We start from the raw sequence: 25,139 nt of genomic DNA on the forward strand, positions 1-25,139 counted from the left end.
GACGACGAGATCGACGGCGGTCCGGGCGACGACGGTTTCGGCTCGCCGTCGCCGCAACGCGCGCGCCGCGACGCGGAGCTGCGCCTGTATGGGCTCAACGCGATCCGCGCGGTATTCGCGCGCCGGCCGCAGGCGATCCGCAAGCTGTATCTGGATTCGAACCGGATTCCGCAATTGCAGCCGCTGCTGGCGTGGTGCGTGGCCAATAAGGTCGGCTATCGAGTGGTCGAGCAGACCGACCTGGACAAGTTGGCCGCGAGCAGCCATCACGAAGGCGTGGTCGCCGACGTATTGCGCGAGGAGCCGATATCGCTGTCGGAATGGTTGCGCGAACTCGCGCCGGGGCCGCAACTGGCGATCTGGCTCGACGGCGTCGGCAATCCGCATAACCTCGGCGCGATCCTGCGTTCGGCCGCGCATTTCGGCGTGAGCGCGGTGCTGTTGCCCAAGGACGGATCGCTGGCCTTGTCGGGCGCGGCCGCGCGCGTGGCCGAGGGCGGCGCCGAGGTCGTGCCGATGGTGCGCATGGGCCGCAGCGACAACGCGCTGGCGCAGTTGCGCGGCTCGGGTTTCAGCCTGGCCGCGACCGTGGTCAGCGGCGGCGACGACGTGTTCGCCGCGTCCTTGCCGGAGCGTCTGATCTATGTGCTCGGCGCCGAAGGCGAGGGCATGGACCGCGACCTGGCCGCGGCCTGCGACCGGCGGCTGTCGATTCCCGGCAGCGGCAAGGTCGAAAGCCTCAACGTCGCCGCGGCGACGGCGGTGCTGTTGGCGGCGTGGCGCGCGCGGCGTTGAGTCGCGGTGCCTGACAGGTCGTGACCGGCGGCGTCAATCCGGCGCCGCCGATCGCCGCGAATGTCGGTTTGCCCCCTGCAGGAGCGGCGCAAGCCGCGACCACGACATCCGCCTACGAGGTATGCATCGACTTGCCGTTTCGCCGAGTCGTCGGACCTCATGCCGCCGCGGTGGTTTGGATTTCGCGGTCGCGGCTCGCGCCGCTCCTGCAGGGAGCGGTCGAGATAACCACATATCGGACAGATGCGCGATTGGAATCGCGACACCGCAGGCATCGCGATTCCAACCCGCCAGGCGCCTCAAGCCAGTTGCTTGATCGTCTCCAGCACCGCCGCGTACTCCTCGGCGTGTTCCGGCGATTTCAGCATCGCGTCCAGGCAGATCGCGGTCGCGGCGATCTGCACCGCGCGCAGCTGCTGGCGGTATTCGGCATCGTTGACCTTTTCGAGCCCGTCGACGAAGGCTTCGATGGTCACCCGATGCGCATAGGCGAACGCGCTGGCGGCGCCTAACGTGTATTGCTGGCTGGCATCGACCGCGTCGAGGATTTGCGAGCTGACCGCGCTGCGGGTCGTCGCCAGTTGCTTGAGCTTGCTCGCGGTTTCCTGCACGTGGGTCTCCAGGGCCGTGGGATCGGGAACGGCGGTTTGGGTATCAGACGCGATGCCGCTGCCGGTTTCGGTGCCGGCCGTGGACGGTCGGCCGGGCCGGAACGCCGCGCTGGCCTGGGAAAACAGGGTGATCGCGGCTTGCGTGGCCACCGACGAATTGATGATGGATTGCTGCTGCTGCGCGTTGACCGCGTTCTCCGCCATCAGCCCGGTGGCGTGGGCGATGCTCTGGTAGATCTGCGCGATGGCGGTGGCCGGCGCTTGCGCGACGACCTTGACGTTGGTCTGGGTGACCGCGTCGGTGATCTGCGAATTCACGGTGCCGGAAACGGAGTCTGCCTCATCCATGGAAGGGGTCCTGTCGGGAGCGATGCAGGCGCAGCGGGGTTGCCGGCCTTCGTTGCGGTTACAACGCAATTCGGCGGCGGGACCGGGCGTCGTTCGCGACACCGGGGCGGTTATGCGATGCGCATCGCACGACAGCGGTCGTGTGGGTGGGTGAGGTCGGGGCGATGCCGCGTGCCGTTACCCGGCGATCTGAGAAAAAAGCGTCGGGGCTGAAGCCCCTCCCACAAAAGACCTCGCCGGTTCGCGCGCGGTGGATGCAGTGGCTCCATCGAGAAACCTCAAGGTCTTTCGATATCGCATGAGAAGGCCAAGAACAGGGCCAATGTCGGACCAGCTGCGGTGAAACCTGCGGGCACCTTCGTGGGAGGGGCTTCAGCCCCGACGCTGTGACAGCAAGCATCCAGCCTGAAACCAGAGGCCAAAAAAAACCGCCCTCCCGGTCAGGAGAGGGCGGCCCTGTCAGCCATTGCCCGCCGCACTCACTCCTCCGGCGGGCTGACCTTCTTCGCCGCGCTGCCGAAATCGCCCTCGGCCGATGCGGCCAGATACGCGAACACCGCATACGCGGCGACGTTCTGCGCCAGCGCCTTCGGGTCGATCTTGTCGAGGGTGTCGTCGGGCGTGTGGTGGTAGTCGAAGTAATCGGTACCGTCCTGCGCCAGACGCGCCCAGGCCAGGCCGCCGGCGGCGAACGGCGAGATGTCCGGGCCGGGGCCGCCCTTGCCCGGGGTGTGTTCGATGCCCAGCGGCGCCAGCGCCTGCGCGATCTGCGCGTCGGCGGTCTTGGCGTAGTCCGGCGCCGAACTCGAGTAGGCGTAGATGCGGCCCGCGCCGAAGTCGCTTTCCGCGCCGATCTGATGCTTGGTCACGTCGGCCGCATGCTTGGCCGCGTAGGCCTTGCCGCCGTACAGGCCCTGCTCTTCGTTGGCGAAGGCGATCACCCGGATGGTGCGCGCCGGGCGCAGCTTGGTCTGGCCGATCAGCTTGGCCGCGGCCATGGTCAGGCCGACGCCGGCGCCGTCGTCGATCGCGCCGGTGCCCAGGTCCCACGAATCCAGATGGCCGCCGATGATGACGACTTCGTCGGGCTTGCTCTTGCCGCGGATCTCGCCGATCACGTTGTGCGAGGTCGCCTCGCCGTCCCAGCCGCAATCCAGCGCGACCCGCACGCGGGTCGGGCCGAGCGCCGCCAGTCGCGACAGCTGCGCCGCATCCGGCGCCGACAAGGCCGCCGACGGAATCGGCTTGAGCCCGTCGTCGAAACGGGTGATGCCGGTGTGCGGCATGCGGTGCGAATCGGTACCGGCCGAACGCATCAGGAAGCCGCTGGCGCCGGCGCGGATCGCCGCCGACGGACCGCGGCTGCGCACGCGTCCGCCGGGGCCGTAACCGGCGCCGTCTTTCGCGCGCGGCATGGCGAAGTCGATGAAGGCGATCTTGCCGGCCAGCGAACCGGCCGGCACCGCTTCCAGCGCGGCCAGGTCGGCGAAGCGCGCGACTTCGCCCTCGACCGTGCCGGCCGGGCTGCCGCCGAGCGCGGTCAGGGTCAGCGGCTGCGCGTTGGCGCCGAGCACCTGCGCGTGTTCGCTGCGGCGCTCCCACTTCGGAAACGTCACCGGCTCCAGCCACACCTTGTCGAAGCCCAGTTCGCGAAATTTCGCCTGCGCCCAGGCGACCGCGCGCGCGTCGGCTTCGCTGCCGGCCAGGCGCGGGCCGACCTGGGTGGTCAGCGACTCGGTGATCTTGTAGCCCAGGTCGCTGGCGAGCGCGCGTTCGCGCAGTTCCGCGGCGGCGTCGACCGCGGCCTGGGGAATGCGCGTTTCGCGCTCAGCAGCCACGGCAGAGCCGACGAACAATACAGCAGCCATCGCTGCCCACAACGGTGCGCGCATCCCCACTCTCCTCAGAGCTGGCCTTGCCGTCCGGAAGGTCGGGCGGCACAGGCTAAACGTCGAGCTTAGCAACCCGCGCGGCGCTCGCTATCTGAGGAAAGTCACCCCGGGGCTTGAGCGTTTTTTGTCGCTGGCTATCGCGAGGCTTGAGGCGGGTCGCGCCGGTCTGGCTGACTTTGCCGTTCTTGTGGTTTCGGGCGATGGTCAGTTGCCCAGTCGCCCGCGTGGCCGCGAGGTCTTTTGTGGGAGGGGCTTCAGCCCCGATGCTTTTCGCTCAGTTCGCCGCGATCTGAAAAAAGAGCATCGGGGCTGAAGCCCCTCCCACAAAAGACTTCGGGGCCAAGTCCTCTTGCCGAGACCTCTGTACTGATTCGGGAGACCCTCGACTGAGAAGTCCTCACGCAGACTTCGAAGCGGCGCGGCGATCCACCTCAACCGCAAAGCGAAACGGCCGCACAGGCGGCCGTTTCGAGCGCCACGCAAGTCGAAAACTTATAGCGTCGTCTTGCCCTGCAGCGAATCGCGAATCTCGCGCAGCAGCAGCACGTCTTCCGGGGTCGCCGCGACCGGCGCTTCGACCGGCTTGCGCACCTTGTTGTAGGCCTTGAGCACGATGAAGATCACGAACGCGATCAGGATGAAGTCGATCGCGGTCTGCAGGAACATGCCGTACTTGACCGCGACTTCGGCCGCGACCTCCTTGCCGGCCGCGTCGAGCTGCGAAGGCTTGAGCACGTACTTCCAGTCGGTGACGCTGATGCCGCCGGACAGGTAACCGATCACCGGCATGACGATGCCGTCGACCAGCGCGGTGACGATCTTGCCGAACGCCGCGCCGATCACCACGCCGACCGCGAGATCGACCACGTTGCCGCGCGCAATGAACTCTTTGAACTCGCTGATCATGCCCATCGCATGCTCTCCCTGGTTGCGGCTGGACCGTGACGGACCAGACGGTTGACGACATCGAAAACGGCGCTCACTCGCCGGGGCCGGACTATACGGACGCTCAGGTGATGCGCCCGTGCAGTTCGGCCACGCCTTCGAGCACGGCGCGGTAGCGGTCGCCGCGTTGCAGCGGACCGACGCCCGACGGCGTGCCCATGTAGACCAGGTCGCCGGCGCGCAAGGCGTACAGGCGCGAGAGTTCGTGCAGGATCTCGGGCACGTTCCAGACCAGATCGTCGAGCGTGCCGCGCTGGCGCAGTTCGCCGTTGACCTCCAGGCTCAGGCCGCGCGCGCCCAGTGCGCCGACGTCGGCCGCCGGCACGATCGCGCTGATCGGCGCGGCATGGTCGAACGACTTGCCGGTATCCCACGGTAGGCCCTTGGCCTTGGCTTGCGATTGCAGGTCGCGGCGGGTCAGGTCCAGCCCGACCGCGTAGCCGTAGATCAGGCTCGCGGCGTCGGCGACGGCGAGTTCGCCGGCCGGCGCGTCGCGGCCGATGGCGACGACCAGCTCGACTTCGTGATGCAGGTCGCTGGTGCCCGGCGGGTAGGGCACGCTGTCGCCGAGTTCGATCGCGTCGTGCGGCTTGAGGAAGAACACCGGCTGCCCGCGATCGGCCGCCGAAGTCGGCACCGCGGCGCCCATTTCGCGCGCATGCTCGGCGAAGTTGCGGCCGACGCAGTAGACGCGGCGCACCGGGAAGGTGGCGTCGGCGGACAGGCCCTGGCCGCGCACGGGAATGCGGGTAAGCGGCGGCGCCGCGATCACGTCGCTCATACGCTCAGCGCGCCGTGTTCGAGCGATGCTCGACCTTGGCCGGGTCGACGACGCGGAATTCGCCCTCGACCACGTCGTGCCCATGGCGCGAACCGCGTGCGGCCATCGGCTTGCCGCGGCGCTGCCACAGCTTGTAGGTCAGGCCGGCGACGATCATCGCCGCGCCGACGAACACGCTGAAGAACACCAGCAAGGCCAGCAGGCCCAGTCCGACGACGCCGAGCACGAAACGCAGGAGGCGGTGACGCGGCTTGCGCGGCTCGAACGCCGTGCGCACGCGCGATTGGAATGCATTCCATTGCGGTCGTTGATCGAAAAAGCGGAAGGTCTGGGCAAACATTTCGGGTGTCGTGAGACAATGCGGCTTGGGCCGGACACTGGAGTATCGTTCCAGGCATGGATGAGGGTGTGAGAACTTCGTTAAATGCCCCGGGCGGCGCCGACCCGGCCGGTCGACCGTTGATCGAGCTGCAGCGCCTGGCCGACGGCGCGTTCGCGGAAGCCGAAGCGAGCATCGACGGCGACGCCGAATCGCTGCTGCTGTACCGCGACGGCGACGCCGTGCGCGCCTGGCTCAACATCTGCCCGCACGCCGGCCGCCGCCTGGACTGGGCGCCCGGACAGTTCCTCAAGACCAAGGACGGCCTGCTGGTATGCGCCGCGCACGGCGCGAGCTTCGAACTGCTCGGCGGCGAATGCGTGGCCGGGCCGTGCCGCGGCGAATCCTTGCGTGCGGTCGAGGTGGTCGTGCGCGACGGCGCGGTGTGGCTGGTCTGACCCCATCGCCGCGAATCCACCTGCGCCCCCTGTAGGAGCGGCGCGAGCCGCGACCGCGACACCTCGCATGCGACGCATGCGGTAATCGCCATGACATCGCACCGAAGACGCGGCCCTGGCATCCCGCGTCCAATCCGCGGCCGCTCCCTGTAGGAGCGGCGTAAGCCGCGACCACGACACCTCACATGCGATGCATGCTGCAATCGCCGTGACATGGCGCCGAAGGCGCGGCCCCGGCGTCCCGCATCGAATCCGAGGTCGCGCTCTGTAGGAGCGGCGCAAGCCGCGACCGAGAAACCACAACCGCTTCGACCGGTCGAGGTCTTCGCGATCGCGTTGTTTGCGTCATGTGCGAGGTGTCGCGGTCGCGGCTTGCGCCGCTCCTACAGGGGCGGGCGATGTTTCGCGGATGGGCTTATCGCAGGGAGGCGTCGCGCTCGGTTTTTCTGCGACGTCACTTGCCCCAGAACAGGATATTGACCATCAACACCGTCACCACCGTATAGATCAACGACAACGGCCCGCCGATCCGCCACAGCTCCTTGCCGCTGTAGCCGGCCGGGCCGGAGATCATCGAGATCACCGGGTTCGATGCGGTCATGAAATTGTTCGACGCCGACAGCGCGACGATCAGCGCGAACGCGGTCGGGTTGCCGCCGGCGGCCAGCGCGAGGTTGACCGCGAGCGGCACCACCACGATGGTCGCGCCGACATGGCTGATGACCAACGAGAACAAGGTGGTCAGCAATCCGATCAATATTTCCAGCAGCCACACCGGCGTGCCGGTGGGCAGGCGCTCGATCGTATGCCCGGCGATCCACGCCGCCGCGCCGCTGGAATCCATCGCCCAGCCCAGCGGGATCAGGCAGGCCATGAGGAACACGGTCTTCCAGTTGATCGCCGAATAGGCTTCGTCGATGTTGATGACCCCGGCGATCAGCATGCCGGCCACGCCGGTCATCAGCGCGATCGACACCGGCAGGCGCGAGGACAGCGCCAGCAGCATCGCCACGGCGAAGATCGCCAGCGCGATCTTGAGCTTGTGCGGCCGCTGTTCGCCCTTGGGGTAATCGGTGACGACGACCAGGTCCTTGCTCGCCGCGGCGCTGGCCAGGTCGGTCCAGATGCTGTGGAACACCAGCATGTCGCCGGCGCGCATGGGGACATTGCGCACGTTGTCGCGCAGCACGTCCTTGTCGCGGTTGATCGCCAGCAGGCTAAGGCCCGATTGCTTGCGCAGGTGCAGGTCGCCGGCGGTCTTGCCGATGTAACCGGACGTCGCCGGCACCACCGCTTCGGAAATGCCGGCGCGCGAGGGATTGAACAGATCGGCGAAATTGCGCAGGCGCGAGGACAGACGGAGGAAGTGGTTCTGGGCGAAATCGGCGACCTGCTGCTTCGGCCCCATCGCGCCGAGCACGCTGCCGACCCAGATGCGGGTGTCGGCCGGCGGCGCCAGGCGCGAATCGTTGTCGCTCTTGAGCGCCAGCAGCAGCGGCGCGTCGCGCAGGGTTTCCGCCTCGCCCAGCGACATGCCGACCAGCGGGCTGTCGGCGGTCACGGTGAGTTCGTAGACATCGCCCTCGATGCCGTAGGCCTTGGCGAAATAGCTCTGGGTGCGCGCCGGGGTCGCGCCTTTCTCGCTGTCGTCCTTGAGCAGCTTGTCGCCGAAGAAATGGAAATACGCCAGCGAGGCGGCCAGCAGGGCCACACCGATCGGCAGCGGCGCGAACATCTTCAACGGCTCGATCGTGGCCGCGCCCGAGGGCAGGTTGCTGTTGGCGTTGAGCAGCAAGTCGTTGAGCAGGATCAGCGGCGAATTGCCGACCATGGTCAGCGCGCCGCCCATGATGATCGCCGCGGCGATCGGCAACAGCAGCCGCGGCAACGACAGGCCGGTGCGCGAGGACAGACGCGCGGCGACCGGCATGTACAGCGCCATCACCGACGGGTTCTGCATGAAGGAGGAGTTCAGGCCGGCCACGGCGGTGGTCAGCAGCAGCAATCGCTGCTCGACGCCGTGTGCGCGCCGCAGCAGCCAGCCGGCGAGGCGGTTGAGCGCGCCGGTGCGGTCCAGGCCGGCGCCGAGGATCATCGTCGCGATGATGCTGATCACCGCGTTACCGGAAAAGCCGTTGAACAGTTCGTCGGGTTCGACCAGGCCCGACAGGCCCAGCAGCACCAGCACGACCAGGGCGACCACGTCGGCGCGGATGCGCTCGAACAGGAACATCGCCATCGTGAACACCACCAGCCCGAGAACGAGCTTCATGTCGGTGGTCAGCGCTAGGGCGGTGTCCATCAGGGCCGGGAATCGGGAATGGGGAATCGGGAATCGCAACAGCAAGGGCAAGAGCAGGGCTTCGCGTCGCTACCCGATTCGGCGCCGGTCACCTGTCGCGAATGTTCGGTGGCTCGCATCCGATTCCCGACTCCCGATTCCCTATTCCCGGCTCTTGTCGTACAGCAAATCCCAGACCCCGTGGCCGAGTTTCTGGCCCCGGGTCTCGAAATGCGTCTGCGGGCGCCAATCCGGACGCGGCACGCTGCCGCGCTTGCCGGCGCGGTTGACGATGCCCCCTGTCGCATCCAGGACGTCCCACATCTGTTCGGCATAGTCCTGCCAATCGGTGGCGAGGTGCAAGCGCCCGTCGCCCGCGAGCTTGCGCACCAGCAGTTCGGCGAACGCCGGCTGCACCAATCGGCGCTTGTTGTGGCGCTTCTTATGCCACGGGTCCGGGAAATAAATCCGGACCTCGTCCAGCGAACCGTCGGCGACTTCGTTGTTGAGCACTTCCACCGCGTCGTGGTGATACAGCCGCACGTGGTCGCTGCCGTCCTCGGCCAGCGCGTTCAACAGCCGGCCGACGCCGGGCGCGTGGACTTCGATGCCGATCAGGTCGCGCTCTTTATCGTTGCGGGCGGCGAAGCGCAGCGCGTCGCCGTTGCCGAAACCGATTTCCAGCACGCGCCTGGCGCTGCGTCCGAAGACTGCGTCGAAGTCGCGCGGCGAGCCGTGGTAATCGACGCCGAAGCGCGGCCACAGTTCGTCGAACGCGCGCTGCTGGGCCGGGGTGAAGCGGCCTTGGCGCAGCACGAAGCTGCGCACCTGGCGGCGGCCTTCCTCGACCGTGAACGGCTTGGGCGGGGACTTGGCGCCGTCGCTGGCGAACGGATCGGTCATATCAGCCGATCAGACCGTCGATGGGGCTCGACGCGCTGGCGAAACGCTTGCGCGGAATACGTCCGGCCTTGAACGCGGCGCGGCCGGCCTCGATCGCCAGCTTCATCGCATGCGCCATCAGGATCGGGTCGCGCGCGCCGGCGATGGCGGTGTTCATCAGCACGCCGTCGCAGCCCAGTTCCATCGCGATCGCGGCATCGGAGGCGGTGCCGACGCCGGCGTCGACCAGGATCGGCACCTTGGCGTTCTCGATGATTTCCAGCAGGTTGTACTTGTTCTGCACGCCCAGGCCCGAGCCGATCGGCGCGGCCAGCGGCATCACCGCGACGCAGCCGATTTCCTCCAGGCGCTTGGCCAGGATCGGGTCGTCGGAGGTGTAGACCATCACGTCGAAGCCGTCCTTGACCAGGATTTCGGCCGCGGCCAGGGTCTGCACGACATCGGGGAACAAGGTGCGCTGGTCGCCGAGCACTTCCAGCTTGACCAGCGTGTGGCCGTCGAGCAGCTCGCGCGCTAGGCGGCAGGTGCGCACCGCGTCGTCGGCGGTGTAGCAGCCGGCGGTGTTGGGCAGCAGGGTGTAGCGGTCCGGCGGCAGCACGTCGAGCAGGTTCGGCTCGCCCGGGTTCTGGCCGATATTGGTGCGGCGGATCGCGACGGTGACGATCTGCGCGCCGGCGGCCTCGGTGGCCCGGCGGGTTTCGTCGAGGTCCTTGAACTTGCCGGTGCCGGTCAACAGGCGCGAGCGGTAGGTTTTGCCGGCGATGACCAGCGGATCGGAGAAGGCGGTGTCAGTCATCCGGCAATTATGGCTGATCGCCAGTGAACATGTCCGGGCCGGGGCAGCGCCGGACGGGGCGGTTATCGCCTTTCTATCGTCTCGTTCGGCCCGGACCCGCAGGCGCGACTTGACCGAATCTGGCCGCAAAGTCCCGGCGCCTGTCACCGGGCTTTAAGCGTCCGCGCGCAGCATTCGGTGTGGCGGTCGGGCGGGTGCGGGGCGTTCGGATGCAGCGGGCCGGGCGCGTGGCCGGCTTGCGATCCGCTCGGCACCGCCGAACCCATGCGCCGTGTCGGCGCCGGCCGAGCCAGTCGATCGGCGTCGTCCGCGCGCCGAGTCGGCAGGCCCCGGCCGTTGCGGCCATGGCCCGCTGAGGTTTCAACCGTGAGCGTATCGTTGGTTTCTTTGCCGAAGGGTCTTATGCGAATTTCCAGACGGTATCGGCTGTGCGGTGCGTGGGCGACGGTCCTGCTGTCGGCCAGTGTATCGATGCTGGGTGTCGCGCCGATCGCGGCCGCGCAAACGCCGGCTCAGACGCAGGCAGACGGCTGCATCCTCGACGCCGCAGGCGCCGCCCAGGCCGGTCCCGACTGCGCCATGGCCTGGATCGATCGCAACCTACGCCTCAACGATATGCAGGCGATCGGCACCCACAACAGCTACAAGCTCGCGATCCCGGCCGCCGAACTCGCCGCGCAGCGCTCGCGCGATCCGGCCGGCGCCGATGCGCTGGACTACGCGCACGCGCCGCTGCACGAGCAACTCGAACTGGGCATGCGCAGCCTGGAGCTGGACGTGTACTACGACCCGAAGGGCGGACGCTACGCGCATCCGCCCGGCGCGCTGGGTCAGGGCTACGGCGACGCCGGCCCATGGAACCGCGAGGTGGCCGCGCAGATGCAGCGGCCCGGCTTCAAGGTCATGCATCTGGCCGATATCGATTTTCGCAGTCAGTGCATGGTGTTCGCGCAGTGCCTGGAACAGATCCGGGCCTGGTCGCAGACCCATCGCGATCACGCGCCGATCCTGATCCTGATCAACGCCAAGGACGGCAAGGGCGGGGCGGGTTCGACCTCGTCGCTGCCGTTCGACAGCCATGCCTTCGATGCGCTCGACGCGGAAATCCGCTCGGTGTTCGCGGCCGACGAATTGATCACGCCCGACCGCGTGCGCGGCGACGCAGCGAGCCTGCGCGCCGCGGTGCTGGCGGGGCGATGGCCCACCTTGGCGCAGTCGCGCGGCAAGGTGCTGTTCGCGCTCGATGAGGATGCTCGCAAGGTCGCGCTGTACCGCGGCAAGCGCCGATCGCTGGAAGGCCGCGCGATGTTCGTCAACGGCGACGAAAACGCGCCGGACGCGGCCTACCTGACCCTCAACGATCCGATCGCGCAGGGCGAACGGATCGCGCGCGCGGTCGCGGCCGGGTTCCTGGTGCGCACGCGCGCCGACGCCGATACCGCCGAGGCCCGGCGCAACGACCCGCGCCGCCGTGAGGCCGCATTCGCCAGCGGCGCGCAGTACATCTCCACCGATTACCCGAAACCCGACCTGCGCCTGAGCCGCTACCGGGTGACGTTCCCGCGCAGCGAGGTGGTGCGTTGCAACCCGCGGCGCGCGCCGGAACGCTGCGGCCAGCGGGCGATCGAGGCGGCCGAGAAGCACGATTGATGTCGGGCGGCCAGGCGCTTTCCTTGGGCGATTGATCGCTGCCGTGCGAGAACGGCCTGTGCTCGCACTGGACGACGCGTGATATCGGTTCGCGCCGGAGTCGATCCGTCGCCAATGCGCATGCGTATGCATCGCGCGTTTCGCGCATTCGCGTCGACGGCGCATGTGCGCGCATGCGTTTCTTCGCGGATCGCATGCGACCTTGGTCGCGAATCGGATGAAGGTTTGATTAAAAGATTTGATCGAATCGATAGGCGCAAGCTTTGCGTACGAGCGATAACGCGTCCCGTAGCACCGGATAAGTCCCGCTTTTTGCATGGGATTTATTGATTCTTCGGCACACCATCGCGCTTGCGGCGCGAAGTGTTCGATTTCGGGCGATCGGACGAGTGTGCGACCGTCTTCGGGATCGTCGATGGCCCATCTCGATTTTCGACAATCGGCTTGTGGGCAGCGTCGCGCGAAGTCGTATCGACGCGCGCGGCCATGTCGCGCGCTGCGCGAACCGAAAGCGCGCGCTGCATAAAAGATGTGTCCACAAACTTGCTGCACGCTGATCGAAGCGTGATTGATGGCGGCAAAAAGTACGAGGTTGCGATCTTGGCGCGCTCGCTTCGCATGACGATGCCGCCCGCAGGGCTTTCCGGATTCGCCGCGTTCGCGCGCGCCGAATTGCCTGCAAATGAAACTTTTTTCCCATGCTGTAATCCGGCCCGCTTTCGCTCTCGGTCCGAGATCGATCGCGAACCGGCCGATATCGGTCGGCTCCCCCGAAAAATCCTAAAGGAGCGTTCCATGCGTATTTCACTTCGTGCGGCGGCTTTGTCTCTTGCGACCGTGTGCCTGTTCGCGGCCGGTTCGGCCTCGGCGGCCGGTTCCTACACCATCAACCTGGGTACCTTCCAGGGCGACTTCGACGAAGACGCCATCGCCCTGGCGAAGAGCGAGTTGAGCAACGCCTGTTCGGCCAATGGCGATACGCCCGGTCCGGTCACCATTCACAGCATCGGTCGCGACGGCTGCAACTTGGTGAGCTTCGTGGACGCCAGCATCACCTGCCATCGCAAGTGAGTCGCCTGCGTTGAGGGATTCCCGTCGCCGGAACATCGGCGACGGGAAGGTGCTGCGGTGTCGGTTCCAGGTCGATAGGCGCAGTGCGCGGCGACATCCGGCGCGGGCAGGCAATCGTGTTGCTTCCACCGATGCCGGTGCAAGGCCGGCGCGGCGCGCGGTCCATTGGATATCGATGATCCGATCGCAAGCGCGAAGTCACGCAACGCAGACTCCAGTCTCGTCGCTTTTCGATCGAGGCGTGCAAACAGCGGTGGGGCGTCAGCCCTTCCCGCGAGACATCCAAAACGACGCAGGCATCAGTGATCGCGTACCGCGACGGATGACGCAGTGATCATCGCAAGATCGCAATAGGGCCAGCCTCAACCACCGCCCAGCGCATGCACGATCTCGACCTTGTCGCCTTCGTTCAAGGCAGTGTCGGCGTGTCGGCCGCGCGGCACGATCTCGCCGTTGATCTCGACCGCGACCCGGCGTTCGCCCAGGCCCTCCTCGCGCAGCAGTTCGACCAGATTGATGGGCGCGGCGAGTGCGCGCGGTTCGCCATTGAGCAGAATGTTCATGCCGATATTGTTGCGTGTACGTCGCGCGGCGGCCAGCCTTTGCGCCGGCGGGCGATTCGCGCGGGGCGCGCAGGCCGAGGGCCGCCCGCCCCAATCGACTCGCGTCGAGCCTCGCCGCGGTGTCACTGCGAACCTGTGACCTCTGGCCCCGGCACGCGGCGTCCGCGAGGACCATAATCGCGCCGCCGGGTTCGCTCGCGGCGCGGCCGGCCGTCTTCGGCGGCGCGCCGCCGGCCGGAACCGGCGCCCGGATCGGCAGGTTTGCCGCGCTGCGCCTTGCTTTGCTCGCGCGGCACATGGTTCGATTCAGCCATCCGGCGGCGTATGTCGCGCCGCGCGGAGCCTCATCCGGCGCCCGATCGTCCTCGCCAGGACCGGTCGATCGCCACCACCGCTACCTATCAATGCAGGGAAGTTCATGATGAAACCCGTTCGCACCGCGCTGGCCGCCGCCCTCGTGCTGGCCGCCGCCCCGGCCTTCGCCCAGACCTATTCGCAGACCGTCTTCATCGGCGACAGCCTCAGCGACTCGGGCCATTTCCGCCCGGCGCTGATCCAGGCGGTCGGCCCCAACGGCGCGCTGATCGGCCGTTTCACCACCAACCCGGGCCTGGTCTGGGCCGAGTACGTCGCCGATTACTACGGCACCAACGCCAACAGCGACAACCAGGGCGGCACCAACTACGCCGTCGGCGGCGCACGTGCGGGCGTCAACACCGCCGGCGCGCTCGGCCCGATCCCGTCGCTGGTCACCCAGACCACCAATTACCTCGCCGCCAACGGCGGCCGCGCCGATCCCAATGCGCTGTACACCGTGTGGGGCGGCGCCAACGACCTGTTCGCGGTCGCGGGCGGCGCGCCGGCGCAGGCGACCATCACCAGCGCGGTGACCGCGCAGATCGGCGTGGTCGGCGCGCTGCGCAACGCCGGCGCCGAATACATCATGGTGCCGACCATTCCCGACCTCGGCGTGACCCCGCAGTTCCGCGCCGGCGGCGCGGCCCAGCAGGCCGCGGGCACGCAGCTGGCGACCACCTACAACAACGCGCTGTACGGCGGTCTGGCCGCGAGCGGCCTGCGGGTGATCCCGCTCGACACCTTCAACCTGCTGCGCGAGATCACTTCCAACCCGGCGCCGTACGGCATCACCAACGTCACCGGCACCGCCTGCAACCCGCAGATCACCGCGTCCTCGGTGACCTGCAGCCCGACCAACACCATCCCGGGCGCGGCCGAGAGTTATGCCTTCGCCGACGGTGTGCATCCGTCCAGCAAGGCGCACAAGATCCTCGCCGACTACGCCGTGTCGGTGCTCGAAGCGCCGCGCTTCATCGCCCTGCTGCCGAACTCGGCCTCGACCACCGGCCGCGCCCGCGCCGACCAGGTCGCCAACCATGTCGCCGGCGTCCAGGACGGCGACGGCATGCGCTGGTGGGGCAGCGTGCGCGGCGACTTCCAGCGCTACGGCCACGGCGATCTGTACGACGGCGCCGGCCCGGCGCTGACCGGCGGCGTCGACTGGACCCGCGGCAAGCTGGTGTTCGGCGGCTTCCTCGGCTACGGCCAGCAGAAGCAGGACTTCGGCCTGCGCAACGGCGAGTTCGATCAGAAAGACACCAGCATCGGCGGCTTCATCGGCTGGTACGGCGAGCGCGCCTGGATCAACGGCCAGTTGAGCTACACCAAGCTGGACTTCGACATCGACCGCAACGCCAACCTCGGCCCGGCGACCCGCGTGCATCACGGCTCGGCCGACGGCAAGAACGTCAGCGCCGCGCTCAACGGCGGTTATGAGTTCGGCGAAACCCTGCGTCACGGCCCGGTGATCGGCATCCTGGCCCAGCGCATCGACGTCGACGGCTTCGCCGAAAGCGATCCGAACCTGGCGACCTCGCTGGCTTACCCGGACCAGACCTTCGACTCGCTGATCGGCAGCGTCGGCTGGCAGGTCAACTACACCTACAGCGAAAGCTTCCGTCCGTACGCGCGCCTGACCCTCGACCGCGAGTTCGAAGACGCGCCGAAGAACGCCTACGCGCGCCTGCAGACCGTGCCCGGCCTGGGCAACTACGCGGTCAAGGGTCGCGAGTTCGACCAGGACTACGGCACCTTGCTGTTCGGCGCGCGCACCAAGCTGTTCGGCCTGGACGCCAACATGGGCGCCAGCGTCACCGTCGGCCAGGGCGCCGGCAACAACACCACGGTGTTCGCGCAGATCGGCAGCGGGTTCTGATCGCGGCGCGGTCGCTGCGGCGACCGCGGTTGCTTCCGAATTGCCGTCGTAATCGAAGAAACCGGGCCGAAAGGCCCGGTTTTTTTTTGGGTCGCCGATTGGTCTGGCGAGGTGAGGCGGCAAGTTGATCGGGCGGTTGATAGTGCAGGTTGATCGTGCAGGTTGATCGGGCCGTTTGGTTTGGCAGGTTGATCCAGCGGGACGATCGAGTGATCGCCGAGCAATCCACGGGAAGCAACGGATCGCGATCAAGCGAACACAAAAAGCGGCGACGCCACAATTCGCAGACAGATAGCGGGGTCGGTCGCAGGCCAATCGCAAGCCGACATTGCCGAGAGGTCTTTTGTGGGAGGGGGCTTCTTTGTGGGAGGGACTTCAGCCCCGACGCTTTCCGGTCCGGTCGCGGCGATCTGATCGAAGGGCGTCGGGGCTGAAGCGGCTCCCACAAGAGAGCTCGGGTCTGTGCGGTATCGGGTGTGGCGCGGAGCCGTGCGGAATCGCGAAGCCGGCCATTACCCAGGCCCAGGCGCAGGACCCGCAGCGCCTCGTCCACCACCGCGCTACACCCGCCACCCGCATCGGATCGCCGCACTCCAGCGCCGCAACCCGCACCGCATTGCCACCCGCGTTCGAGCCGAATAGACTGGTCCGAACGCGGGTGTAGTTCAATGGTAGAACTGCAGCTTCCCAAGCTGCTAGCGTGGGTTCGATTCCCATCACCCGCTCCATCTCGTTCACCCGCTCCTTTCTCGACCTTCGCCGCGCGTAACGCGCTGACTTGCAAAGGCTCCCGTGGACCCTCGATCCCGATCGCGCTGCCTCCCACGAGGTATCGCCGTAGGTATCGTTTTGTGCCGAAGCCCTATTTCCTGTCCCGGCCCGCCGGGCTCTACGTCCGCTTTCGGGTGCCCGAGGACTTGCGTCTCAAAATAGGTTTGCGCTTCGTCGTGCGTTCGATGCGCGGGTTGCGTGGGGACGCCGCTCGCTTGTCTGCAGCGCAGCAAGCTGTGGCACTCTCGGCCGTGTTCGACCGCCTAAGGAAGGGGGACGATGACGTGGCCAAATTTGACGCCAAGAAGCTCATCGAGAGCGTTCAGCGGGCAGCGGACGAAGGCCGGATCCTGGAGTGGAAGGCGACCGGGGTTCGGGTCGGGGGCGTGGACTTCGGTACGGTCACGACCCATGGCCGCCAGGACACCTTGGATTTCATCGAGACGATGAAGGCGGCCGCCGCTATCGCGCCGTCGTTGCCCATTACGTCAGCGCCCGTCGCTCCCGTCCCGGAGCCTCCTGCTTCTGCGGGGCCGATGCTGTCCGAGGCGATCGCCGATTACCTTAGAGACCTTGAGTCAGCCAAACGCGATCCCAAGACGGTGGTGGAAAGCCGTCATAGCCTGCGGATCTTGCTCGGGGTGGTGGGCGACGTTCCCGCCAGCACGCTCTCGCAATCGCACGTTCGTGCCTTCTTCGACGCTGTGCGGCATTGGCCGAGCAACGCCACCAAGCGACCGGAGTACCGAAGCCTGAGCGTGCCGGAGGTGCTGGCGCTGTCGAAGGCCCGCAAGGAGCCAGAGCCCGCAGCGCACACGCTCAACAAGCACCGGCAGCGCCTCTCGGCGTTCGTCCAGCCGTTGTTGGCCGCGAGGGTGATGTCGCACAACCCGATGGCGGGCATCGTGCGCATGAGCGCTCACGCGGCGAGCGCCGAGGTCGAGACCGGCCGGCCGTTCACGACGGCGGAGCTGCAGGCCATCTTCGCGCCCTCGGTGTACCTGCCGTGGGCCCAAAAATATCCGCACCGCTACTGGGCGCCAATCCTAGGGCTCTACAGCGGTGCGCGCGTCACGGAGGTGGCGCAGCTCTACGTCGACGACATCGAGACGGTGGACGGCGTGCCCGGCTTCCACGTCAACCGGCGTTTTCCGGGTCAGAAGATTAAGAACGCGCAGTCGCGGCGGTTCGTGCCGCTGGCACAGCCGGTCTTGCACGTGGGGTTCTTGGCGTTCGTAGAAGAAACGCGCAAGGCGGGTCAGGCGCGGCTGTTCCCAGATCTGCCCAACGGCACCGGCCTGGGCTTTGGACGGCAACTGAGCCGGCAGTTTTCGGCCTACGTCAAAAAGTGCGGTGTCGTTGATGAGGGTATGGGGTTCCACGCGTTCCGACACACCTTCGCGACGCTGTTGAGCGAGGCAGGAGCTGAGACCGCGGACATCGCTCGGTTGACCGGGCACCTGGATGGAAAGGCGCAGGGGTCGGTGCTGGAGAAGTTCTACATCGATCGCAAGACGTTGCCGCTGAGGGTCGGCACGCTGACGAGATTTACCCCCTCGGTCGTTTTACCCACACAGAGTTTTCTTTAGAACGTGTTTGAGCAGCAGAGGGATCCGTCTAGTCATAGCCATCTTTGGAGGTAACTGTTATGTCAGTAAACAAGCACGGGCAGAACGCGGACGCTTTAGATGCTTCCATGCCCATCGCAATCGCGATCGGTCGAGCTCAAGTCAATGGACATAGCGACGTCAACTGGCCAGACCTGGCTGCGGCGATAGAAGTCGCCATAGGTTTAGGTTGCGCGAGTGAGGACGACCTGTTGGAAGTTCAGCCGCTCGGGGACGAACCTAAAACACTTAATATCGAGCGATTGAAAGAAATCTGGAGTTGCGCGGACAGCAAATGGGGTGGGCATTCGCCTCGAGATTACGATCACATTTTCCCGAAGCCACGGAAAATGTAGGCAGCGCTTAGAAACTCGTGTTTGACTTGTATGTTGGTGAGCGGTTTGGGCGTCGACGAGCACTTGCTGCTATCAACCCGGTGAGCAACGGATCAAGCGACGAAACCCGCCACCCCAATCATCAACGCCTCGCGAGGGGCGTTGATGGTTTATCAGGCGCGTTGCGCCCCCGCCTCTAACCCGTCGACCCGACTAAGCCGGACCCTTACAAGGTCATCTTGGGACCGCCCTGGCTGGGGGTTTCCATGCTCTGGGTCTGGGCTTGCTGCTGGGCCTGCTGGTGCTGCTGGTTGAGCTGCTCGACACGGTCCAGGCTCTTCTCCGCGGGGACTTGGGCGGCGTTGCCGGCGTCGACCCCGAGGTGGTGGTGCGGGCCCGCTGGTCCATGGGGGGACGCATACCCGACGACGCTCGTGCTGCCGTCCGCCGCCTTGGCGACCACGGCCCCGGAAAGGTTCTGCCCCACCACCGGGTCGCCCTTCACCGCGGCCAGGCCGGCGGCGGCGATGTTGCGGGACTCGGCCTCGCTCCACCGTCCGTCCGCCTTGACCGCCCCGTGAAACATCTGGAACCCCCGGTGATCCGGGTGGGCTGGGTTGTCCGCGCGAAGCGGTGCGGCCGCGGGCAGCGCGCTGGCCAGCGCCTCCGGTCGGTGTGCGGCGCCAGGGACCTCCTGGGCCTTGGTGTGCGACACGGTTTCCCGCTCGTGGAGGCCCCGGCTGGTGTCGACGTAGGAGAACGACTGCCCGGCGCCGCCCAGGTCCAGGCCGGCGCGTTCGACGCGCCGAGGGTCGAGCTTCAAGGTCGCCAGGTTCATCTCGACGTCGGGCACATGCATCGTCGTGCCCTTGGCGTAGTCGTTGAACTCGCTGGCCACCGCGCTCATGACGAACGCGCCGTGGGTGTCGCGGTAGCTGCTCTTGCCGTGCTGCCCGATGCTGTTGGTGGGGTCGGTGAAGCACTGGGCGACCGCTTCGATCGCCGGGCTCTTTTGGAAGTCGTGGCCGATGACCTGGATGCCCTGCGGCGACAGCTGGATGCCCGGGGCCAGCTTGCCTTTGTCCACGCACGGGGTGGACGGGTCGGCCCGGCGCAGGAACTCGGCGCGATCGAACTCGCCGGCTCCGCCGGTGACGCGGCTGGCGAGCGCGTTCATGCCCACGAGCTCGGCCATGGCCTCGTTGCGGCGCATGAAGGTGAGGTAGCGGTCGGCCGGCTCGGTGACGTCCACGGCGGTCTGTTCCCGGGACGCGGTGCGGATGCCCTCGGTGACGTTGTAGCTGAGCGTGTAGCGCTCGCGCTGCGCGGCGTCGGCGAGCAAGGCGTGGCCTGTTTCGTGCCCCAGCACCACCGCCAGGCTGTCCCTGCGGTCCGAAGCGTTGTCGTAGTTCTTCGGGTCGAAGTTGCTGGTGTTGAGGTGGATGGTGCCGGTCAGGTTGTCGTAGTGGCCGGACTGGTGCGGTTCGTTGGTGGTGGCCAGGTGCTTGAGCGAGCCGCTTTCGATCGCGGACGACATCACGTTGCTCAGATACGGCGAGCTCGCGATCGTGGCCTCCAGGTCGGCCACCGCGGACGGGGGCAGCCCCTGCTTTTGCGCCAGCTCGTTGAGGAGGGGGCGGATGTCCGCACGAACCTCGCTCACGTTTCGTCCTCACGCGTGTTGGCGTTGACCCGAACCTCCTCGATGCACCCGGTGCCGCCGGGGGCCAGTTGGGCCGACACCACGAAGACGATGCCCTCGGGGGTGGGCGCGGAGCGATACAGCGCCCGCTCGCCGCCGTCGCGTTGGCGCACGCCTTCGTTCGCGCTGTAGCCCCGGGCGCTCAGGTGCTGGCGCAACGTGGCCAGCGGGAACAGGCAACCGGTTTGGCCGGGCCGGGCGTCCTGCGCCAGGCCGACCGTCCACTTGTCGGGGTGCTCGCGATACAGGACGTTGACCCACACGGTGTAACCCCCGTGCGGGGCCAGAGCGCCACGGGCCACGTGCTCGCTGCCTTCCTGAGCCAGGGCCAGGCCCAGCGCCTGGGCGACTTGGGCGGGCTGGGTGTCGCTCGGCGACCGGAGCCCATCGATGAGCCGCAGCACGCGGGCGACCCAGTCCCCGGGCTCCAGGCTGGGGCCCGCGGGCACGGCGGCGGGCGACGGCTGGGCGGCGGGGCCCGAGGCGGGGGCGCGGGAGGATTGCTCGGCGATGCGGTCGAGCTTTGCCGCGACTGCGGCTGCAGCGGCGTCGCCGCCGACGGGGGCGGAGGTGGTGGAGGCCATGGGAGCGTCCTTGTTCTGGTCCGATGAGGCTTGGGCGGGCGGTTGCGCGCAACCGGCCAACGAGAGGCACGCCAACGAGACGCTTGCGTGCCGTGCCCAGTGCTTGAACGTCATGGGGCTGTCCTTGCTGTGTCGAGCGCCCTAGGGCCGGAGGAGGCTGCCTGGAGGGGTGTACCGTTCAGATTGTGGCCCAAGCCAAGCCTGCGGAGTGGTCACGGCTGCGCGGTTTTGACCCGGGGTTGTCCCCATCCGGCCGAGCCGTCACACCGCGGCGTATGGGTCTTGTAGCTCACCCCCGGCGCGAAAGGTGACGGCCAGCCCGCAACGACGGTCGCCGTCGGCTCACGGCCGGTAGATCTGCCAACGGTCGTCGGACTTCGCGAACCGAAACCGACCTTTCAGCGAGCGCGTCAGCGTCGTGCCCTGGACGTCGATGACGATGCCGCCGTTGGTGTCGCAGAAGTAACCGGGGGCTTGCGGCGTGTCGGACTTCTGGCAGTTCTCCAGCCGGAAGTCGGTGACTTGGGAGACCGTTCCCCCACCCGCGCTCATAAGCCGCTCGTATTCGGCCACCACCGCGGCTTGGGCGTCGTTCGTCGACGGGGCGCCGGAACAGCCGCACAGCAGCAGCGTAGGTGCGGCAACCAGCAAAAACAGGGAGCGCTTCATGGGACCTCCTGGAAAGAGCGGTGTTGGAGAGGAGCAAGGAAGGTGGGACTGATCCAGCGCCCGTCAGGGTTGCGTGGTGGTCGCCCGGTGGACCCGCCAGACATAGCCCACGATCAGGGGAAGCACGAGGTAGCCGATGAAGCCCACGAACACCCAGGCCATGGCCAGGAACTGCAGGCCTTCGGAGCCGATGCCTGCCTTGGCCACGGCGTAGGCCAGGACCTGGAGGCCGAAGGCCAGGGCCAATCCCGCAGCAGCGCCGATCAAGAACCCGCCCTCGCGGGGCGTGGGGGCCGGGTAACGCCCGCTGGCCCAGGCCTTGTAGCGGGCGGCGCGGACGTTGACCCACCACAGCAGCGCGAGGAAGCCCAGGACGGCGAACCCGCCCAGGATCGAGGCGGCCTCGGCCCCGGGAGTGGAAAACTCCCCGGAGGCGGTCAGGGCAAGGGTGCCGGCACCACCGAGGATCACGGTGGCGGGCGCGAGGTGCGCATAGCTGCTCATGGCAGGGCTCCAGCTCGGAAGTGCGGCGAAGTCTAAGGAATCCTTAGACGACAAGTCCAGCGGCTTCTAAGACCCTCTTAGCGACAGTTCATCTGAGATCGCTGGTTTGCCCCGAGGTCCGGCTCCCCCTGCACCTGGCGTTGTCGCCCTGCGTTTACGGCAGGCGCGCGAGGCCGTGGGCCTGTCCCAACGGGGTTTGGGCATCGCCGCCGGGCTTGATCCGACGGTGGCGTCCCCGCGGATCAACCAATACGAGTCGGGCAAGCACACCCCCGACATCCGCACGCTGGAGATGTTGGGAAAGGTTTTGGGCAAGCCCGTGCCATTCTTTTATGCAGCCGATGACGTTCTGGCGGAGGCGATCGATCTGTTGGCCCAAATGTCCGCGCAAGCCAGAAAGGCAGCGATCAAAACTTTGCGTGAGAGCATGGACCGGAGATAGTTCGTTGGAGATTCATCATGCTCTTGGTTCGGTCTAAATGCCTAACATATGAGAGGTTGTATTTTTTTAACTTATTTGTGCCGAGTGAAAACCTAAAGGAGAAGGGCAGATATGAGCTGGGGTAATGATCAAGATCTGGAATCGCGAGACGAGGAATATAAAGAAAGTCGCGCTGATAGCATTCGAAAAATGGCGGCCATATATATAATAATGGATGAGCTGTCGGAAAAATCCGCTCTTTCAAAAGCTGAGGCTGTTTTTAATGCTCAGGACGAGGCGAAAGATGACGAGACTGGAGTGGGTGGGACACTTGCAGAAGCTCAATGGCCCGAAATGCCGATAGACGAGATAAAGCGGCGGCAAATCTTCGCCGTCATCCAAAAACTCGAAAAAAAAGATCGCTAGCGCCTACCGCAGCCCATCACGACTAAATCAATACAGCGACGGCATAAGGTCCCGTTGGCAGTTAGGCAATGATGAGGTCGCAATCGATGCGTTAGTGTTAAGAAAGCGCTAAATATTCGCCTTTTGCTTGGCGCTTATGTTTAGGCCGGGATCAAGTATATAAGAACGGTTTCACGCGATCAGAAAAACAACAGAGCATAGTCGCCCTGCATTACGGCAGGCACGGCAGGCACGGCAGGCACGGCAGGCACGGCAGGCCGTGGGCTTGTTCCCGGGCCGAGGCGCCGAGGCTGGGTTCGATCCACTATGGCGTTCCCGCGGATCAACCAATATGAGGTGGGCAAGCACGCCCCTACGCCCGCAAACTGGAGTGCTAACCCGTGTCATTATTCTGCGCGGCCGACGAAACGTTGGATTGGCTGAGCGATTAACTTATTGGCGAAAATGCCAGAGGTAGCCCCGAAAAACACTACCTTGCTCAGAAGCTAGAATTTAGCTGCTAGCAGTAGTCGGAGCAAGAACTGGTCAGTTGAGCCACTGAAAGCACTAAGGCTTCGATTACTTTAAAAATAATCAATTAATTGACTATTCAACTGCCGAACAGTGCAGGCTAGTCGCATATAGACGAAAAAACTATCTCGAGAACTATTTCAAAAGAAGAGTTCTTGTGTAATCTGCTAGCAGTCCACTAACAAGCAATACGCTCAGCATTTTCTGCAAAGATACAACTTCTTCAGTCTTTAGCCAGCGCATCCAGTCCGGACCCAACATATGAATAACTACGACCGCTATCGCAGCACATATTGAGAGGAAAATAATAACAATAACGCGAATAATGCCCCAAAGAAATGCGTCCTTGAGCGTCTGCGATCTGCCATGCTCATTTTCCGCGGCAATCCGAGCAAAATCCTTATCTTGGGATAACTGTGCATCCTCTTTTCTAGCGTTTTTGTCGCCGGTTGGTGGCGGCCTAAAAACAAGCTTCCTGCTCATGCCAGCTACCTCAAGATATTATGCCGTTTCGGCCTCTTCAGCTGATATATCACTTCTGACCAGCTGAGAATAATAGTTTTCTATAAGGTTGTTCGAAATAAGTTTATTTTTACCAGTTCCGGCAGACCATGCGCGATCCCATGGGGAGTCCTTCTCATGGGTCAATGCTGATAAGCGAATGCCATCGAACTGAGAATAATAATCAATGACTTGATCTACAACGCTTCGCTCTTCGGGATCCAGATCAACAGATCTCGCACCTTCAACGAAATCTACGGGAGCACTGCGATATCGCCTCGTGGCCTCATAGAGATCCCTAGACACTGGTCCGTATTGCCAAGCCTCAAACTCGTCACGGATAAGAGGCCGGCCAAGCACGCCCAGAGTGAAACCATGAGCCAAGTAAACTAACTTCATTAGTTGAAGTGGCGTCACTGTGTCGCGCTTTTCACGCACTCGCTCAACGACATATTGAGCAACGTCACGCGCTCTGCTCAGTCCCATATCACATCTCCTTAACAACTCGTAAATGTTAGCATACGTAATGGAGGTTTTTGTGGATAAGTCAAGTCGATGGGCAAGTTCTTTCTGAACGATGTGCGGCTAAAATTTTCCTGTCAGTCAGACTTGAGGCTTATCCTCAAGATGGCATCGATCTCTCTTATCGTAAAGTCGAAGTAGGGCAGTCGCACACGGCGAGGCCGCAAGACCCACAACTAGCCGGCTACGACGGCTATGGATTACTTGCTTATGTCGGTCTTGTCTCTCCGTATTCGCCATCCGCCCCAAGCAATAAGGCCATCATCTCCTCGTCTTCGAGCTCCGCGGCGTAGTGCAGCGGGGGCAGCGTGCCTTCGTCGATCGCCGCGCCCCTGTCCAGCAGCAGCATCGCCACCGCGAGCAGGGACGTGTCGTCGACCCGACCTTCTCGGTGCTGGGCCAACCAGGCCAAGGGTGGCTCGTCGTCGCCGTCCTCCGTGCAGGGATACATGTCTGGGGCCAAGCCCGCGTTGAGCAGTGCCTCCACAACCTCGACGTCGCCACGGATGGCTGCGTAGTGGAGCTCTGGGAACGCCAAGTCCCGGGCCCGCTCCCGCAGTTCCGGGTCCTCGATCCGCTCGACCGCGGCCGCCATCACCTCCGCAGCTTCCTTCCAAGGCGTGGGCGCGGGTCCATAGTTCGGGTCGATCCCTGGGATCGGCAGCGGCACCTTCAGGCGGCGGCAGAGCTTCCTAACCTGGACGGGCATGATTTAGCGCAGCCGATCCCGGCGCCGGCGGCGCTTCTTACGGGGTGATCCGTTGGGCGGGCCTGAGGGACTGCCGAGGCTCTGGATGGGGGGCTTGGGGGTGAACGGTCCATGCGAGGCCTGCGCTCTGGGGGAAGAAGACCCAGGTCTAACGGCCAATCGGCATGCAGGCTAGGCCGACACCGTCGCACTTCTGAAACATCCTCAGCTTTCAGACGGGTCCGAGCTGCGC

The 25,139-nt window shown here is 65.6% G+C and carries 27 protein-coding genes, 1 tRNA gene and 1 pseudogene; 10 read left to right on the forward strand and 19 right to left on the reverse strand.

The window, feature by feature from the left end:
• Positions 1-9: 9 nt before the first annotated feature.
• A complete protein-coding gene (locus KME82_RS04975; RefSeq protein WP_215498973.1) occupies positions 10-795 on the forward strand; it encodes a TrmH family RNA methyltransferase in 786 nt (261 codons plus the stop codon).
• A 299-nt stretch (positions 796-1,094) separates the two neighbouring features.
• Here KME82_RS04975 and KME82_RS04980 read toward each other — a convergent pair whose 3' ends face one another.
• The 6 genes from KME82_RS04980 to KME82_RS05000 all read right to left on the reverse strand — a co-directional run bounded on the left by KME82_RS04980 (position 1,095) and on the right by KME82_RS05000 (position 5,712).
• The gene (locus KME82_RS04980) at positions 1,095-1,754 is read right to left on the reverse strand and encodes a RebB family R body protein (protein WP_215497539.1); all 660 of its coding nucleotides are present in this window, start codon (positions 1,752-1,754) and stop codon (positions 1,095-1,097) included.
• A 479-nt stretch (positions 1,755-2,233) separates the two neighbouring features.
• Complete coding sequence (locus KME82_RS04985; RefSeq protein ID WP_215497540.1) at positions 2,234-3,646, reverse strand: M28 family peptidase; 1,413 nt, start codon at positions 3,644-3,646, stop codon at positions 2,234-2,236.
• A gap of 274 nt (positions 3,647-3,920) precedes the next feature.
• On the reverse strand, positions 3,921-3,971 hold the full coding sequence (locus KME82_RS27025; RefSeq protein ID WP_430538829.1) for a DUF6053 domain-containing protein: 51 nt from the start codon (positions 3,969-3,971) through the stop codon (positions 3,921-3,923).
• 167 nt (positions 3,972-4,138) lie between these two features.
• Positions 4,139-4,558, reverse strand: coding sequence for a large-conductance mechanosensitive channel protein MscL (gene mscL / locus KME82_RS04990; protein ID WP_215497541.1), 420 nt, complete (start codon positions 4,556-4,558; stop codon positions 4,139-4,141).
• A 97-nt stretch (positions 4,559-4,655) separates the two neighbouring features.
• Positions 4,656-5,372 carry a fumarylacetoacetate hydrolase family protein gene (locus KME82_RS04995; RefSeq protein ID WP_215497542.1) on the reverse strand — a complete coding sequence of 239 codons (717 nt, stop codon included), beginning with the start codon at positions 5,370-5,372 and terminating at the stop codon, positions 4,656-4,658.
• A 4-nt stretch (positions 5,373-5,376) separates the two neighbouring features.
• Positions 5,377-5,712: a hypothetical protein gene (locus KME82_RS05000; RefSeq protein ID WP_252255628.1), complete on the reverse strand. Its 336-nt coding sequence runs from the start codon at positions 5,710-5,712 to the stop codon at positions 5,377-5,379.
• Positions 5,713-5,831: 119 nt separating this feature from the next.
• Between KME82_RS05000 and KME82_RS05005 the strand changes: the two genes are divergently transcribed.
• Positions 5,832-6,149: a Rieske (2Fe-2S) protein gene (locus KME82_RS05005; protein ID WP_252255761.1), complete on the forward strand. Its 318-nt coding sequence runs from the start codon at positions 5,832-5,834 to the stop codon at positions 6,147-6,149.
• A 454-nt stretch (positions 6,150-6,603) separates the two neighbouring features.
• Here KME82_RS05005 and KME82_RS05010 read toward each other — a convergent pair whose 3' ends face one another.
• The 3 genes and pseudogenes from KME82_RS05010 to KME82_RS05020 form a co-directional block, all read right to left on the reverse strand.
• Positions 6,604-8,451 (reverse strand): SLC13 family permease, encoded by a 1,848-nt coding sequence (locus KME82_RS05010; RefSeq protein WP_215497544.1) that lies wholly within the window; start codon positions 8,449-8,451, stop codon positions 6,604-6,606.
• Positions 8,452-8,539: 88 nt separating this feature from the next.
• Positions 8,540-9,333: pseudogene (gene trmB, locus KME82_RS05015) on the reverse strand (tRNA (guanosine(46)-N7)-methyltransferase TrmB).
• A gap of 1 nt (position 9,334) precedes the next feature.
• Complete coding sequence (locus KME82_RS05020) at positions 9,335-10,129, reverse strand: thiazole synthase (RefSeq protein ID WP_215497546.1); 795 nt, start codon at positions 10,127-10,129, stop codon at positions 9,335-9,337.
• Positions 10,130-10,531: 402 nt separating this feature from the next.
• Between KME82_RS05020 and KME82_RS05025 the strand changes: the two genes are divergently transcribed.
• Entirely contained in the window at positions 10,532-11,779 is a 1,248-nt protein-coding gene (locus KME82_RS05025) for a phosphatidylinositol-specific phospholipase C1-like protein (RefSeq protein WP_252255629.1), read from the forward strand.
• Positions 11,780-12,102: 323 nt separating this feature from the next.
• Here KME82_RS05025 and KME82_RS05030 read toward each other — a convergent pair whose 3' ends face one another.
• Positions 12,103-12,576 (reverse strand): hypothetical protein, encoded by a 474-nt coding sequence (locus KME82_RS05030; protein ID WP_215497547.1) that lies wholly within the window; start codon positions 12,574-12,576, stop codon positions 12,103-12,105.
• On the opposite strand from KME82_RS05030, the gene KME82_RS05035 reads away from it, so the two are divergent.
• Complete coding sequence (locus KME82_RS05035) at positions 12,575-12,850, forward strand: hypothetical protein (RefSeq protein WP_215497548.1); 276 nt, start codon at positions 12,575-12,577, stop codon at positions 12,848-12,850. The genes KME82_RS05030 and KME82_RS05035 overlap by 2 nt on opposite strands.
• A 362-nt stretch (positions 12,851-13,212) precedes the next feature.
• Here the strand turns inward: KME82_RS05035 and thiS are convergent, their stop codons facing one another.
• Positions 13,213-13,413, reverse strand: coding sequence for a sulfur carrier protein ThiS (gene thiS, locus KME82_RS05040; protein WP_215497549.1), 201 nt, complete (start codon positions 13,411-13,413; stop codon positions 13,213-13,215).
• A 442-nt stretch (positions 13,414-13,855) separates the two neighbouring features.
• Here thiS and KME82_RS05045 point away from each other — a divergent pair, with 442 nt between their 5' ends.
• Entirely contained in the window at positions 13,856-15,646 is a 1,791-nt protein-coding gene (locus KME82_RS05045; RefSeq protein WP_215498976.1) for an autotransporter domain-containing protein, read from the forward strand.
• 248 nt (positions 15,647-15,894) lie between these two features.
• Here KME82_RS05045 and KME82_RS27030 read toward each other — a convergent pair whose 3' ends face one another.
• Complete coding sequence (locus KME82_RS27030; RefSeq protein ID WP_430538795.1) at positions 15,895-16,092, reverse strand: DUF6053 domain-containing protein; 198 nt, start codon at positions 16,090-16,092, stop codon at positions 15,895-15,897.
• A gap of 208 nt (positions 16,093-16,300) precedes the next feature.
• Between KME82_RS27030 and KME82_RS05050 the strand changes: the two genes are divergently transcribed.
• The 3 genes from KME82_RS05050 (at position 16,301) to KME82_RS05060 (ending at position 18,380) form a co-directional block, all read left to right on the forward strand.
• Positions 16,301-16,374, forward strand: a tRNA-Gly gene (locus KME82_RS05050).
• A gap of 123 nt (positions 16,375-16,497) precedes the next feature.
• Positions 16,498-18,006 carry a site-specific integrase gene (locus tag KME82_RS05055; protein ID WP_215497550.1) on the forward strand — a complete coding sequence of 503 codons (1,509 nt, stop codon included), beginning with the start codon at positions 16,498-16,500 and terminating at the stop codon, positions 18,004-18,006.
• 59 nt (positions 18,007-18,065) lie between these two features.
• Positions 18,066-18,380, forward strand: coding sequence for a hypothetical protein (locus KME82_RS05060; RefSeq protein WP_215497551.1), 315 nt, complete (start codon positions 18,066-18,068; stop codon positions 18,378-18,380).
• A gap of 205 nt (positions 18,381-18,585) precedes the next feature.
• On the opposite strand, the gene KME82_RS05065 is transcribed toward KME82_RS05060, so the two are convergent.
• The 4 genes from KME82_RS05065 to KME82_RS05080 form a co-directional block, all read right to left on the reverse strand.
• On the reverse strand, positions 18,586-20,022 hold the full coding sequence (locus KME82_RS05065) for a hypothetical protein (protein WP_215497552.1): 1,437 nt from the start codon (positions 20,020-20,022) through the stop codon (positions 18,586-18,588).
• Positions 20,019-20,645: a hypothetical protein gene (locus KME82_RS05070; RefSeq protein ID WP_215497553.1), complete on the reverse strand. Its 627-nt coding sequence runs from the start codon at positions 20,643-20,645 to the stop codon at positions 20,019-20,021. The genes KME82_RS05065 and KME82_RS05070 overlap by 4 nt, the downstream gene beginning before the upstream one ends.
• 342 nt (positions 20,646-20,987) lie before the next feature.
• Complete coding sequence (locus KME82_RS05075; RefSeq protein WP_215497554.1) at positions 20,988-21,314, reverse strand: hypothetical protein; 327 nt, start codon at positions 21,312-21,314, stop codon at positions 20,988-20,990.
• A 63-nt stretch (positions 21,315-21,377) separates the two neighbouring features.
• Positions 21,378-21,818: a hypothetical protein gene (locus tag KME82_RS05080; protein ID WP_215497555.1), complete on the reverse strand. Its 441-nt coding sequence runs from the start codon at positions 21,816-21,818 to the stop codon at positions 21,378-21,380.
• Between the two features lie 106 nt (positions 21,819-21,924).
• Between KME82_RS05080 and KME82_RS05085 the strand changes: the two genes are divergently transcribed.
• Together KME82_RS05085 and KME82_RS05090 are read left to right on the forward strand one after the other, a co-directional pair.
• The gene (locus tag KME82_RS05085) at positions 21,925-22,260 is read left to right on the forward strand and encodes a helix-turn-helix domain-containing protein (RefSeq protein ID WP_215497556.1); all 336 of its coding nucleotides are present in this window, start codon (positions 21,925-21,927) and stop codon (positions 22,258-22,260) included.
• Between the two features lie 111 nt (positions 22,261-22,371).
• Entirely contained in the window at positions 22,372-22,665 is a 294-nt protein-coding gene (locus KME82_RS05090) for a hypothetical protein (protein ID WP_215497557.1), read from the forward strand.
• Positions 22,666-23,310: 645 nt separating this feature from the next.
• Here the strand turns inward: KME82_RS05090 and KME82_RS05095 are convergent.
• The 3 genes from KME82_RS05095 to KME82_RS05105 form a co-directional block, all read right to left on the reverse strand.
• Entirely contained in the window at positions 23,311-23,658 is a 348-nt protein-coding gene (locus KME82_RS05095; RefSeq protein WP_215497558.1) for a hypothetical protein, read from the reverse strand.
• Between the two features lie 18 nt (positions 23,659-23,676).
• A complete protein-coding gene (locus KME82_RS05100; protein ID WP_215497559.1) occupies positions 23,677-24,162 on the reverse strand; it encodes a Panacea domain-containing protein in 486 nt (161 codons plus the stop codon).
• A gap of 244 nt (positions 24,163-24,406) precedes the next feature.
• Positions 24,407-24,907 (reverse strand): ankyrin repeat domain-containing protein, encoded by a 501-nt coding sequence (locus KME82_RS05105; protein WP_215497560.1) that lies wholly within the window; start codon positions 24,905-24,907, stop codon positions 24,407-24,409.
• Positions 24,908-25,139: the final 232 nt, after the last annotated feature.

The organism is Lysobacter capsici, assembly GCF_018732085.1.
Lineage (GTDB): Bacteria > Pseudomonadota > Gammaproteobacteria > Xanthomonadales > Xanthomonadaceae > Lysobacter > Lysobacter capsici_A.